General features: G+C 72.6%; 12 protein-coding genes and 1 pseudogene. 9 read left to right on the top strand and 4 right to left on the bottom strand.

The annotated features are described in order from the left end of the window. Together ABZ716_RS23685 and ABZ716_RS23680 are read left to right on the top strand one after the other, a co-directional pair. Positions 1-100 (top strand): annotated as a pseudogene (locus tag ABZ716_RS23685) (IS481 family transposase); the annotation flags it as partial. Positions 101-288: 188 nt separating this feature from the next. Continuing rightward, positions 289-1,503: a DUF445 domain-containing protein gene (locus ABZ716_RS23680; protein ID WP_358961520.1), complete on the top strand. Its 1,215-nt coding sequence runs from the start codon at positions 289-291 to the stop codon at positions 1,501-1,503. A 731-nt stretch (positions 1,504-2,234) separates the two neighbouring features. On the opposite strand, the gene ABZ716_RS23675 is transcribed toward ABZ716_RS23680, so the two are convergent. After that, positions 2,235-2,534 carry a hypothetical protein gene (locus ABZ716_RS23675; RefSeq protein WP_358961514.1) on the bottom strand — a complete coding sequence of 100 codons (300 nt, stop codon included), beginning with the start codon at positions 2,532-2,534 and terminating at the stop codon, positions 2,235-2,237. Positions 2,535-3,312: 778 nt separating this feature from the next. Between ABZ716_RS23675 and ABZ716_RS23670 the strand changes: the two genes are divergently transcribed. The 3 genes from ABZ716_RS23670 to ABZ716_RS23660 all read left to right on the top strand — a co-directional run bounded on the left by ABZ716_RS23670 (position 3,313) and on the right by ABZ716_RS23660 (position 6,151). Beyond that, entirely contained in the window at positions 3,313-3,852 is a 540-nt protein-coding gene (locus ABZ716_RS23670; RefSeq protein ID WP_358961511.1) for an N-acetyltransferase, read from the top strand. A gap of 52 nt (positions 3,853-3,904) precedes the next feature. Further along, positions 3,905-4,909 (top strand): hypothetical protein, encoded by a 1,005-nt coding sequence (locus ABZ716_RS23665; RefSeq protein ID WP_358961509.1) that lies wholly within the window; start codon positions 3,905-3,907, stop codon positions 4,907-4,909. Positions 4,910-5,017: 108 nt separating this feature from the next. After that, positions 5,018-6,151 (top strand): DUF3578 domain-containing protein, encoded by a 1,134-nt coding sequence (locus ABZ716_RS23660; RefSeq protein ID WP_358961507.1) that lies wholly within the window; start codon positions 5,018-5,020, stop codon positions 6,149-6,151. A 17-nt stretch (positions 6,152-6,168) separates the two neighbouring features. Here the strand turns inward: ABZ716_RS23660 and ABZ716_RS23655 are convergent, their stop codons facing one another. Next, positions 6,169-7,173 (bottom strand): SEC-C metal-binding domain-containing protein, encoded by a 1,005-nt coding sequence (locus ABZ716_RS23655; protein ID WP_358810125.1) that lies wholly within the window; start codon positions 7,171-7,173, stop codon positions 6,169-6,171. A gap of 47 nt (positions 7,174-7,220) precedes the next feature. On the opposite strand from ABZ716_RS23655, the gene ABZ716_RS23650 reads away from it, so the two are divergent. The 4 genes from ABZ716_RS23650 (at position 7,221) to ABZ716_RS23635 (ending at position 10,367) form a co-directional block, all read left to right on the top strand. Continuing rightward, entirely contained in the window at positions 7,221-8,093 is an 873-nt protein-coding gene (locus ABZ716_RS23650; RefSeq protein WP_358961505.1) for a class E sortase, read from the top strand. Positions 8,094-8,270: 177 nt separating this feature from the next. Continuing rightward, positions 8,271-8,528, top strand: a complete 258-nt coding sequence (locus ABZ716_RS23645) for a DUF6412 domain-containing protein (protein ID WP_358961518.1) — start codon at positions 8,271-8,273, stop codon at positions 8,526-8,528. Between the two features lie 121 nt (positions 8,529-8,649). After that, positions 8,650-9,309, top strand: a complete 660-nt coding sequence (locus ABZ716_RS23640) for a YidC/Oxa1 family membrane protein insertase (protein WP_358961503.1) — start codon at positions 8,650-8,652, stop codon at positions 9,307-9,309. 200 nt (positions 9,310-9,509) lie between these two features. Beyond that, entirely contained in the window at positions 9,510-10,367 is an 858-nt protein-coding gene (locus tag ABZ716_RS23635) for a fumarylacetoacetate hydrolase family protein (protein ID WP_358810122.1), read from the top strand. Positions 10,368-10,430: 63 nt separating this feature from the next. Here the strand turns inward: ABZ716_RS23635 and ABZ716_RS23630 are convergent, their stop codons facing one another. Then, positions 10,431-11,636: an ALF repeat-containing protein gene (locus tag ABZ716_RS23630; protein ID WP_358961500.1), complete on the bottom strand. Its 1,206-nt coding sequence runs from the start codon at positions 11,634-11,636 to the stop codon at positions 10,431-10,433. Between the two features lie 83 nt (positions 11,637-11,719). Continuing rightward, positions 11,720-12,832, bottom strand: a complete 1,113-nt coding sequence (locus ABZ716_RS23625) for a Gfo/Idh/MocA family oxidoreductase (protein WP_358961498.1) — start codon at positions 12,830-12,832, stop codon at positions 11,720-11,722. Positions 12,833-12,870: the final 38 nt, after the last annotated feature.

Here is a 12,870-nt window from a genome sequence, read left to right as displayed (position 1 = left end):
AGACTTCCTCCACACCTACAACCACCACCGCTGCCACACCGCACTCGACGGACACCCGCCCATCACCCGCGTCAACAACCCTGCAGGTCAATACATCTAGGCCGCGGCGCGCCGGGAACTCCCGGAGCCCCCCGGGAGTCGGATGCTATGCAGACAAAACCGGCCATCGGGGGAAGGCAGGAGCAGCACGTGAAGCAATCGGGAGCCACAGCGCCACCGGCACCGCCCGTCCGCGGCACCTTCGTCTTCAGCGAGGCGGACGAGGAACGGCGGCACGGCGTCCGCCGCATGAAGGCCACCGCGACGGGTCTGCTGATCTTCGTCGCCGTGGTCTACGCACTGGCCACCTGCGCCCGTCAGGCATGGGGGGCGGGCGCCTGGGCCGGGTACGTGGCCGCCGCGGCGGAGGCCGGCATGGTCGGCGCGCTCGCGGACTGGTTCGCGGTGACGGCCCTCTTCCGCCACCCCCTGGGGCTACCCATCCCGCACACGGCGATCATCCCCACGAAGAAGGACCAGCTGGGGGTCTCGCTCGGCGAGTTCGTCGGCGAGAACTTCCTCTCCGCCTACGTAGTACGCGCCCGCCTGCACGCCCTCGGCATCGGAGGCCGGCTCGGCGCCTGGCTCGCCGAGCCCGAGCACGCGGACCGGGTCACCGCGGAACTGGCCACCGCACTGCGGGGCGCCCTGACGGTCCTGCGCGACTCCGACGTCCAGGCGGTGCTGGGCGAGGCGATCACCCGGCGGGCGGAGGCGGCGGAGATCGCGCCGGGCATCGGCAAGACCCTGGAGCGCGTCGTCGCCGCCGGCGGCCACCACCGCGTGGTCGACCTGATGTGCGTGAAGGCCCACGACTGGCTGGTCATGCACGGGGACTCGGTCATGGACGCCGTCCAGGGCGGAGCCCCTGGCTGGACCCCGCGCTTCGTCGACCGCAAGATCGGCGACCGGGTGTACAAGGAGCTGCTGCGCTTCGTCACGGAGATGCGCGACATGCCGGGCCACCCGGCGCGCGGGGCACTGGACCGCTTCCTGACGGACTTCGCGGCGGACCTCCAGTCGGACACGGAGACGCGGGCCCGGGTGGAGCGGCTGAAGTCCGAGGTGCTGGCGCGGGGTGAGGTGCAGGACGCGATCGCGTCGGCGTGGACGGCGGTCCGCTCGATGATCATCTCGGCGGCCGAGGACGAACGCAGCGAGCTGCGCCTGCGAGTCCGGTCCTCCCTGCTGTCCCTGGGCGGCAGGCTGGCGACGGACGGCCGGCTCCAGTCGAAGGTGGAGGGCTGGCTCGAAGGCGCGGTGGTCTACGTCGTGACGACCTACCGCGCGGAGATCACCTCCCTGATCACGGACACGGTGGCCGCCTGGGACGCCGAACACACCTCCCGCAAGATCGAGGCCCACATCGGCCGCGACCTCCAGTTCATCCGCATCAACGGCACGGTGGTGGGCGCGCTGGCGGGGCTGCTGATCTACACGACCTCCCACCTGCTGGGCGGGTAGGGCGGCGGCGCTCCGCCCGAGGGCCCGCCTGCCTCACCGCCACCCCATCGCCGGCTCGGCGAAGAGGCGAGGCCGTCGGGGGCCTGGCAGACCGGGCGGACGTGCCCTCTTCGTGCCGCAGGCCCAGGCGGCCGTCCGGCGCCTGACAGCCGCCCCGGAATGAACGAGGAGACCCCCCTCCCCTCCAGCCTCGCCGGCGTCTGAGTCGCGGGCGCGGAGTGCCGTGGGGTGATCTGCGCCAGCGAAACCGGCCGTGAACGACGAGGGGCGTGGCCGCCCCGACAAGTTCAGCGCAACTGGGGGGTGCGGAGTGCCGTGGGGTGACCCGCGCCAGCGAAACCGGCCGTGAACGACGAGGGGCGTGGCCGCCCCGACAAGTTCAGCGCACCTGGGGGGTGCGGAGCGCCGTGGGGTGACCCGCACCAGCGAAACCGGCCGTGAACGACGAGGGGCGTGCCCGCCCCAACAAGACCAGCGCACCGGGGCGGCGCGGAGCGCCGGGCCTTCGGAGCCGCGACGGCGATGGAGTCGGGAACGGTGGAAGGGCGGGTAGGGGACGGCCCCGCGCAGCGGCCCGCACCCGCACCCGCACGGGAACGGACGCCCCCTCCGCCCCGACGGTGCCCGGCGCGGGAAGACCCGCACCGACACGGCCCTCACGCGAGCGACGCCACCCCCCGTGCCTCCCACCCGGACGGGACCCGGCAGCCCACCGCCCCGCAAGGGACGGGTCACCCCCGGTCGGCCACCGCCCACGCCGCGGCGGCCACGACACCCGCAGCCCCGACGACCGCCGGCCACGCGCCGACCTTCTTCGCCAACGGGTGCGCCCCTGCGAAGCCCGCCAGGTACAGCGCACCCAGGCCGGCAGCCGCCGGGACCCCACCGCGACGGTGCCATTCCCGGCCGGCCAGGACCCCGGCGGCGCCGAGCACGACCCCGCCCAGGGGCCGCTTCTTCGTCCAGCGGGCCACGGCGTAACCGCCGACCAGCCCTGCCGCCGCCACTGCCGAACTCGGTACCCGCGCCATGTCGAACTCCCTCGTCGTATCAGCCGTGCCCTCCGTACGCACCGGCGCACGCAGCCACACGGTCACGTCATGTGATGACCGTTGAACCCCCAACGAGGCTAACCCGACCCCCCGAAACCCCGCCGCACCCCCACCACACCACCCCAAAGCCCGCCCCCACGACGCCACCCGCAGGGCACGGCACCAGCACCCCACCCCGGAAGCCGATCCCGCAGCGCACCACCCCCCACAGCGCCGGGTGCGTCAGCAGCACCCACCCTGAGGCTGAACCGGAAGCCGAGCCCGCAGCCCCCACCCGCCACAGCCCCGGGCGCCACCACCGGCACGGGCATCCGCAGCGCCACGCTCCCGAGGACGCGCCGGAAGCCAAGCAGCGCCGCCCCGGCCCGGCGCGACCGACAGGGTGCGGCAGCAGCGCCCACACTGAGGGCTGAACCGGAAGCCGAGGGTGCTACGCACCACCCCCCACAGCGGGCGGCTGTGGCGCCCCGCCCCCAAGGCTGGCCCGGAGCGCGAGCCCACCCGGCTCACCCGCCAGGACGCCCAGCCCCGCCACCCGCAGCACGCGGCCGCAGCGCCCCGACCCCAAACGTCACCCCACCCGCTTCCCCCCTCCCCCCTGCGGCCGATTTGTCGGCACACGCCGGGTTCCTCCCCTCCGTGCCCCACACACCCCCCTCGCCTACTTTCGGTCTTTCACCCACAACGCCCACCCACCCCCACTCACCCAGCCACCCGCACCGCGCCCACCCACTCACCCACCCCACCGGAGCCGCACGTGATCTCCTACGGCCGCGCCGTCCTCGACCTCGCCGACGAACTCGTGGACGCCTACGCCGACGTCTTCTCCGCCCCGCCCTGGAACGAAAACGCAGAAACCATTCGCCAGTTCGCGGCCCGCCTCCAGGCCAACGTCCGCCGCCCCGGATTCCGTACTGCCTTCACCCAGTCCCCCGCCGGCATCGACGGCTTCGCCACGGCCTGGCTGACCCCCGCCCCCTTCCCCCGGGGCCGCGGCTACCCCCAGGTGGCGGCGCAACTGGGCCCGGCCCGGGTGCGCGACCTGCTGGTCGGGGCCCTGGAGGTGGACGAACTGGCCGTACGGGCCTACGCGCGCGGCACCGGCACCGGCCGGGCCCTCCTCACCGAGATCACCGCCGACGCCCCCCAGCAGCGCGCATGGCTGCTGACGTCCCGCCTGGCGGAGGACACCGTCGCCACCTACCACCGCCTCGGCTGGCACGAGGTCCCCCCGCTCCCCGGCACCGCGACGAACGTCGTCGTCTTCCTCGCCCCGGACCACCCCGGCCGCCCCTGACCACCACCCGAACGGGACGACTGGACACCGCCCGGCCGGGCATACCGGGGCCATGATCACCCACCCGGCATCCGCCCCACTCGTCCGCCGCCAGCTCAACCTGGCCACCCGCCACCAGCTCATCACCACCGGCGTCCCGGACGCCACCATCACCTCCCGCACCCGCCCCGGCGGCCCCTGGCAACGCCTCCTGCCCCGCGTCTACCTCCTCCAGACGGGCCCGCCCGACCCACGCCAACGCGCCCTGGCCGCCGTCCTGTACGCCGCCGAACCCACCGCCGACCCGCTCACCGGCGACACCGCGGCCCTCACCGGCGGAGCCGCCCTCACGCTCCTCGGCATCCGCGACGCCCCGCCCACCCCGGCCGACGTCCTGATCCGCAACCCGCGCCGGCTCACCGCCACCCCACGCGTCCGCCCCGTGACGACCTCACGCTGGCCCGGCACCCTGACCGTCGCCGGCGTCCCCACCGCCCGGCCCGTCCGCGCCGCCGCCGACTTCGCCGCCCGCTGCCCGAGCCCCGACCGGGTCCGCTCCGTCCTGGCGCAGGTCGTCCAGTCCGGCTGGTGCCACCCGCACGACCTCCACACCGAACTGCGCGGCGCCCGCCTCCTGTCCCGCCCGGCGGTCCGCGCCGCCGCCGGGGAACTCCTGGCCGGCGTCCGCTCGATCGCCGAGGCCCGCGCCCGCGACGTCCTCACCGGCACGGACCTCCCGACCCCGCTGTGGAACGCCCGCCTCTCCACCCCCGACGGCACCTTCCTGGCCAGCCCGGACGCCTACTGGCCCGACCACGGCGTGGCCCTGGAGATCGACTCGGCCGAGTACCACTACACCCGAGACGCCTGGCACGCCACCCTCCGCCGCCGCCTCCGCCTGGAATCCCACGGCGTCCTGGTCGTCAGCGCCACCCCGTCGATAATCCGCGACACCCCCACAGAAGTCCTCAAAGCCCTCCGCACCCTCCTCACCCTCACCACGACCCGCCCCACCCCACCCACCCTCACAGCAAGGGGCCACGTCCAGCTCCCCCTGCCACTGGAAGGCCGCCTTTGAGGGGAGGCGCTGTCCGGACGTCTGCTACACGGCAGCGAGATCAAGCCAGTTGTAGGTGCAACGTCTAAGGGGGGTTGACTCACGTCGATCTCTTCCTAGCGTCGTGGCATGACAATGCGGGATTTGCTTCTTGATGTTGCGCGGACTTACGACCAGAAGGCGGGCACCGGTAAGGACGTACCGGGCCAGCAGATTCTGCGCGCGATCAACGGCCGTACGGACCTGGGCGTGCTGGACGGCTGGATCGTTGCGGGATTCGGCGGCAAAGGGAGCGCGGCCAGGGCTCCTTGGGTTGGTGTGTTCGATTCGGCCATCAATACGGACCCCAAAGCCGGTCTGTATCTGGCGTACATCTTCAGCACGGACCTGACGTCCGTGACGCTGACCCTGCAGCAGGGGGTCAGCGAGTTGATGGACAAGATCAAAGAGAAGAAAGCTTTCCTCACATTCCTTGAGCGCCAGGCGACCAGGCTCTACGGTTCCCTTCCCCCGACGGTGGCCGAGGAGTGGAACCATCGTCCGTCGTTCGGCCGCGGCGAACGTCCCGAGGCGTACGAAGCGGCCAGCGTGGTGGCTCGCCCCTATGCAGTGGACGACCTGCCCACCGAAGAAGAGCTCCAGCAAGACCTACGGGTCGCGGCCAACCTTCTTCAGCGCGCCGCGGCGGCCGATGTCGCCTGGCGCGCTGCAAGGGATGCCGAACAAGATGACCTGGAGCTTGACCTGCAATCCGATCTGGAGCCAGACCAGGGACGACGCAGGGTGGTGGTCCGGCCGGCAGGCGGCTTCAAACCGCGGAACAGCAGTGGCTACGTGGCCAACATCGCTGCCCGGCAACAGCTGAAGAGCCAGAAGCACGAGGCGCTGATCGAGGACTTCGGCGCGTACATCGTGACTAGGGACTTCACCCCGACGAATCTACGGATCCACCCCAAGGACTTGATTCTTCGGCAGGGCGACGCCATGGGGCCGGGGGCACCGGAATGGCTGGTGGAAGTCAAGATCGTGAGGAACGGCGACCCCACCCGGGCCGTACGTGAAGCCGTAGGGCAACTCCGCGAGTACAGCTACTTCCTGTACCGGGAGCAGGGGGTCGCCACTCCTCACCTCATCGCCCTTTTCTCCGAGGACATCGGTGCCTACGGGCCGTACCTCGAGCACCAAGGCATCGCTGCCATCTGGCGGGACGGCGCAGGCTGGGCAGGGACGAGCACTGCTGCTGCTTGGGGCATGGTCGACTGACCACACAGGCCACGGGGTCAGCTTGCAGACACCCCGTGGCACTCCGCGTACGGCTTGCCCGAGGTGCACCAGCAGGGGGAGGTGGGGGTGGGGGGCCAGGGGGTGGCTTTGCCTCGGGCGGCCAGGGTGGTGGCGTACTCGGCCAGGAGGGACGGGGACGCCGGGGAGGACTTCTCGGAGGCGGCGAACGCCTCGTACGAGGGGACGCTGGCCGTGACGATGCCGAGGTTCGTGGTGCCCGAGGCGGCCAGGGCGCGGAGGGAGGACTCGACCTTCGTCAGGTGCGCCTCGTGGGAGGGGTACTCCGAGGTGAGGGTGGGGTAGCTGGTCAGGAGCTCGGAGAGTTCGCGGGCCGGCCAGTGGAGGATGGCCACCGGGAAGGGGCGCGAGAGGGCGGCGCGGCGGTCGCCGAGTTCGGCGCGCAGGCGGGCGATCTCGGCGCGGAGCTCCGCCGGGTCGTTGGAGCCCAGGGCCCAGATGCGCTTGGGGTCGTGGAGTTCGTCCAGCGGGATCGGGCCGATGTGGCGGGTGTCGGCGACCATGTCCCAGTCGTCGTGCGGGAGGGCGAGGAGCCGGCGGACGCGGTGGCGGCCCGTCAGGAGTGCGGTGGTGGCCTGGGTGAGGGGGGTGTCCTCCGAGGTGAGGAGGGTCGCCGCCTCCGTGAAGCACTCGTGGGAGGCTTCCAGCTCGTCGTGGGCTTCGAGGGCTTCCGCGATCACCTCCCAGGGGGCCGGGTCCGTGGGCGCTGCGGCGCGGATGCCGGAGATCAGGGCACGGGCCTCGGCCTCGTGGCCGTACTCCCACAGGTTCGCGGCCTGGCGGGCCTTGATCAGGTGGGGGTTGGCGGGGGAGGCGGAGAGGAGCCGGTCGTAGAGCGCGCTCGCGCGGTCCCGGGCGTCACCCAGTTCGAGGTGGGCCGCGGCCTGGAGGAGCAGGGGCTCCTGGTCCTCGGGGTAACGGGTCGCCGTGCGGATGAGGCGCTCGGCTTCGGCGATGTGCTCAGCAGGCGTGTCGGGGCGCATGGTTCACACCGTACTGCCGCTGGTCAGTTGAGGGGGGAAGACTTAAGGTGCCCGCCGTGCGGGATCGGGTGCGTGTGGTGGTGCAAGGGCGCGGCCGGCGGGCGGGCCGGGCGGGGCTCGCGCGGCTGCTGTGGGTGGCCGGTGAGGTGCTGACCACGGTGGGGGTGGTGGTGGCGTTGCTGGTGGTGCACCAGGTGTGGTGGACCAATCGGCAGGCCGTGGCCGGGGCGCGGGAGCAGGTCCGGGCTCTGGAGAGGGTGTGGGGGGAGGCAGGAGGGGCGGGGGACGGGGTGGGGGAGGTGGGGGAGGTAGCGCCTGGGGTGGCTGGGGTGGGGGAGGTTCCAGGGGTGGTCGAGGGGGATTTGAGCGGGAGGTCGGGGGGCGGGGCCGGTGGGGGGTCCGGCGGCGGGGGTGCGGGTGGGGGTGGAGGGAAGGGTGGGGCCCCGGGTGTCGTGCCGGTGCGGGATGAGGCGTACGGCGTGTTGCGGATTCCGCGGCTCGGGCTCGCCGTGCCCGTCGCGGAGGGGGTCGAACGGCGGGCCGTGCTGGACAAGGGGTACGCCGGGCACTACCCGGGGACGGCCCAGCCGGGTGCGGAGGGGAACTTCGCGGTGGCCGGGCACCGGAACACGCACGGGGAGCCGTTCCGGTACCTGAACCGGCTGCGGGAGGGTGACGAGGTGCTCGTCGATCTGCGGGGGCGGCGGTACACGTACGTGGTGGGGAAGGTGCTCGCGGAGACGAGCCCGGGGGATGTGGGGGTCATCGCGCCGGTGCCGCGGAGCGCCGTCAGGCCGGGGTACGGGTACGAGGCCGCGGGGTCGTACATCACCTTGACGACGTGTACGCCGGAGTACACCTCCAAGTACCGGCTGGTGGTCTGGGGCATGCTCAAGGGCGTTGTCAGTGCGGGCCGTTAGAGTCGGTGGTGTTGTCGCTCATGTCGATTAGTATCGATCTTGAGTTCGTACGGGACGGGTCTGGCGAGCGGAGTCGAGGGGGTGGTTCGTGTGGGGCGGGTTGTCGTTCGCGCGCGGTCCTTCTTCTCCTCTTCCTGCTCTTCCTCCTTCTCCCTTCCGTCCCTGCTCGCCGTGCTGCTGCTGGTGGGTGGAGCCCTCGGGCTGCTGTCCGGTGAGGCCGGGCTGACGGCCGGGGTGGTCGTGCTGGCCGCGGCGGTCGCCGTGGGCGCGGCCATGCTGGCGGCATGTCTCGTGCGGCCCGTTCCGCCGCACCGAATACGGACCGCGATCCGTGATCGCGAGCAGCGCACGGCGTTCCTGCCGCAGCGCGATCCCGACGCTTCGGGCCGGTCGCGGCCCAGGGCACCCGGCTGTCTGGTCCTGACGGCCGCGTAGGGGCGCGCAGTGTCCGCTGCCTTCTGCTCTTCTTCCGACTGAACGCTGTTGTCGCCCCTCGCGGGTCGTCACGCCGAAATGCACCTTTTCGACGTTTGACGAGACCCCTCGGAGGGCCCGCGTGTCCGTTTTCACTCATCTCGTTGCCCAGCTGGGCCGGCTCCTGGAGCCGGTACTGGCCGAGTCCGCGACCGCTGCCGCGATCGTGCTGTTCACCCTGCTCGTACGGCTCGCCCTGTTCCCGCTGGGCCGTGCCGCGTTCCGTGCCGCGACCCCGGCGGCGGGATGCCTGCCGATGCTGCTCCAGCTGCCGGTGTTCTACCTGATGTACCGGTCGTTCTCCTCGGGGGGCGAGCTGCTGGGCCACCGGCTGTTCGCCGCACCGCTGGGGGCCCGGTGGGCCGGGGCGCTGGAAGAGGGAGGCGTGTTCGGGGCGCAGGGGGTGGTGTTCCTCGGGCTGTTCGCCGGGATCGCGGTGGTGGCCGCGTGGAGCGCGGTGCGCGGACGGCGCGCCGCGGCGGCCGCGCCTGCCGTGCCGCCGGTCCTGCCGGGGGCGAAGGGCGCGGGGGCAGCGGCGGCCGTGCCGAGCGCGGAGCAGCTGGCGGCGATGCGGAAGCTGGGCGGCGTACTGCCCCTGCTGTCGTTCGGGACGCTGATCACGGCCGCCGTCGTCCCGCTGGCCGCCGGGCTGTACCTGCTGACGACGACGGCCTGGTCGGTGGCCGAGCGGGCCTGGCTCCAGCGTCGGTCGCCCCGGCCGGCCGCCGGGGCGGGGGTCTGAGCCGACGCCCGGCGGGGCTCGGAGGGGTAACCGGGGGCCGGGTGGAGGGGGGCGTTCCAGTCTGTGAACAGGGTCTTGCGGATTGATCGGACTTCTTGGAGGATCAGCCAATCCTCCGATGGCCGCAACCCATCGGCCGGCCCTCGGGGCGCTTCTGGCATGCCCGTGGGCCGACCACCCACGACCACGGGAGAATGCCCATGAAGCTGCTGCGTGTCGGACCCGCCGGGTCGGAGCGCCCCGCGCTGCTCGACCAGGACGGCACCCTTCGGGACCTGTCCGGCCTGATCACGGATGTGGACGGGGCCCTGCTGGCCGACGACTCCGTGCTGTCCCGGGTACGGGACGCCGCTGCGGGCGGCGGGCTTCCGGTGCTCGACGCGGAGGGGCTGCGCGTCGGCTCACCGGTCGGCCGGATCGGCAAGGTCGTGGGCATCGGCCTGAACTACTTCGGGCACGCCGCAGAGATCGGCGCGGAGCCGCCGGCCGAGCCGATCCTGTTCCTGAAGGCCGCGGACACCGTGGTGGGCCCGGACGACACCGTGCTCATCCCGCGCGGCAGCGTGAAGACCGACTGGGAGGCCGAGCTCGGCGTCGTCATCGGCAGCACCGCCCGCTACCTGGGCTCCGCCGAGGAGGGCCTCGCGCATGTCGGCGGGTACACGCTGGTCAACGACGTGTCGGAGCGGGAGTTCCAGATCGAGCGCGGCGGCACCTGGGACAAGGGCAAGAACTGCGAGACCTTCACCCCGCTCGGCCCGTGGCTGGTCACCGCGGACGAGATCCCGGACCCGCAGGTCCTGGACGTGAAACTGTGGGTCAACGGCGAGCTCAAGCAGGACGGCAACACCGCGGACCAGATCTTCCCGGTGGGCGAGGTCGTGCGGTACCTGAGCCAGTTCATGACCCTCTACCCCGGTGACGTGATCGTCACGGGGACCCCCGCGGGCGTGGCCATGGGCCAGCCGGAGCCGAAGCCGTACCTGCGGGCGGGTGACGTCGTGGAGCTGGAGATCGAGGGGCTCGGGCGTCAGCGGCAGGAGTTCAAGGGCGCGTAGCGCTGAGGTGTGAGAGGAGGGGCGGGCTGCTTCGGGCGGCCCGCCCTTCCGCGGTGCGGGCGGTCAGCCTTCGGACGAAGCGCGCCGGCGGCGGTTGGCCATGACCAGGCCGGCGCCCGAGGCGAGGGCGGCTGCGCCGGCACCCGCGATCCAGGTGGTCCCGGCGCCGGCGCCGGTGCTGGCGAGCGGGCCGGAGGAGGAGCCGCCGGCCGGGGCGGCGTTGCCGTTGCCCGTGCCGGTGCCCGTGGCGACGGCCGGCTGGACGCCGTCCTTGGCGCCGGTGCCCGTGCCGTTCCCCGTCCCGGTGCCGTTCCCAGTGTCCTTGCCGCCGCCCGTGCCGTGCCCCTCGTCCTTGGCCCGGGCCACGTGCTGGCCGGTCTTCAGGAAGGCGGCGCGGTCCTCCGGCGTGCCCTTGAGGGCGGCCAGGGCGGCCTTCTTCAGCTCCGGGCCGGCCTTGGTGACCATGGCCGAGATCAGCACGCTGTTGTCGTCGTCGCGCAGCTCGTGCTGAGTGGTCGTCACGAACGTGCGCAGCTGTGCGGGGCTCGGGTTGCCTTCGAGGAGCTTGATGATCCCCTCCTTGAGGCCCGGCCCGGCGTCCTTGATCATGCCGAACAGGGCCACCCGGTCGTCCTCGGCCCGGACCTTGTACTGGCCGGTCGCGACAAACTCGCGGATCTGCTCGCGCGTACCGTGGCTCATCAGGTCGTTCACCGCCTTGGTGATGCCGTTGCCGGCGCCCTTCAGCATGCGCATCATCTCGACGCGGTCGTCCTCGAGCCGGGCCGCGTGCTGCCCCTCCTTCAGGAACTCGTTGAACGCCTCCTGGGTTCCCTTGAGGAGAGCCGCCTTCGCCGCCGCCTTCACGGCGGGGCCGCCGCCGTTGTGGATCCGCGAGATGAGGACCTCGTCGTCCTCGTGCTGCTGCTCGGCCCACTCGACCGTCACGAAGTGCCGCATCTGCTCGGCCGTCCCCTGGAGCGCCTTCGTGGCCGCCTCGCGCACGCCGGGGCCGGTCGCGGGGTTGGCCAGGAGCTGCTCGATCGTGGCCCGGTCCTTCGCGGCCTGGGGGTCCTCAGCGGGCTTGTCGGCCGCCTTGTCGGACGTCGGCCTGTCGCCGGTGCCCTGGTCCGGCGTGGCCGGGGACGACGGCGTCGCCGCCGCCGCGTCCGCGGCGAAGGCGGGCGAGGAGAGTAGGACGGCCGGGGCTATCGCGGCGGTGGCCACGATCGATGCGATCCGGGGCAGCTTCACAGGCAGGGTGTCCATTCTTCACATGTGTGATGATCAGCAGCCTGTGCAGGATAGATCGTTTCCGAGGTCTCAAACCGTCGATTTTGCGACAGAGTGAGTCACAGGGCGACGACCGACCCGTCACGGGACGAAAGACGTGCCGCCTCCAGCACCGCCAGGCAGTCCGCCGCCTCAGCCGCCGTGACCGGGGCCGGCCCGCCCGTGCGCAGGGCCTCCGCGACCGCCGCGTAGTACGCCGGATAGTCGCCCGGAACCGTCGCCACCGGGTCCCCGCCGCCGGTCAACGGGGATTCGCCCGACCCGAGCCGGCCCCACAGGTGCTCCGGCTCCTCGCCCCACGCCGGCCCGTCCGTCCGGCCCGGGCGCAGGCCCTCGCGCAACGCGGCCTCCTGGGGATCCAGCCCGTACTTGACGTAGCCGGCCCGCGAGCCGAGGACGCGGAAGCGGGGGCCGAGCTGGGCGGCGGTGGCGCTGACGTAGAGGTGGGAGCGGACGCCGTTCGCGTGCGTGATCGCGATGAACGTGTCGTCGTCGGCCTCGGCGCCCGGGCGGCGTACGTCGGCCTCCGCGTAGACCCGTACGGCCGGGCCGAACAGCACCAGCGCCTGGTCGACGACATGGCTGCCGAGGTCGTACAGCAGGCCGCCGATCTCCTCCGGCGCGCCGGACTCGCGCCAGCCGCCCTTGAGCTGGGGGCGCCAGCGCTCGTAGCGGGACTCGAAACGCTGGACCTCGCCGAGTTCACCGTCGGCGAGGAGGCGGCGCACGGTGAGGAAGTCGTTGTCCCAGCGTCGGTTCTGGAAGACGGAGAGGAAGGTTCCGGTCCGCTCGGCGAGCGCGGCGAGTTCGCGGGCCTCGGCGGCGGTGGCGGCGAGGGGCTTGTCCACGACCACGGGGATGCCGGCGGTGAGCGCGGCGGTGGCGAGCGGGACGTGCGTCTTGTTGGGGGAGGCGATGACGACGAGGTCGAGGGGGTCCTGGCTGTCGCCCGTACGGGCCCACAGCTCGTCCGCGGAGGCGGCGATGCGGACGCCGGGGTACGCGTCGCGGGCCTGGGCCTGCCGGCCGGGGTCGGAGGTGACGACGGTGTCGAGGACGAGGCCCTCGGTCGCGGACACCAGCGGGGCGTGGAAGACGGAACCGGCGAGTCCGTAGCCGATGAGCGCTACGCGGAGGGGGGAGGAGGGGGAAGGGGCTGGGGTGGCGTTCATGCATCCACTTTGGCAACAGTGTTGCGTAAGTGCAAGGA

It is taken from the genome of Streptomyces sp. NPDC006687, from assembly GCF_040636215.1.
In the GTDB taxonomy this organism is placed as follows: domain Bacteria; phylum Actinomycetota; class Actinomycetes; order Streptomycetales; family Streptomycetaceae; genus Streptomyces.
Note: the sequence above shows the minus strand (reverse complement) of the source record. Positions and strands in the feature narration are given on the sequence as shown.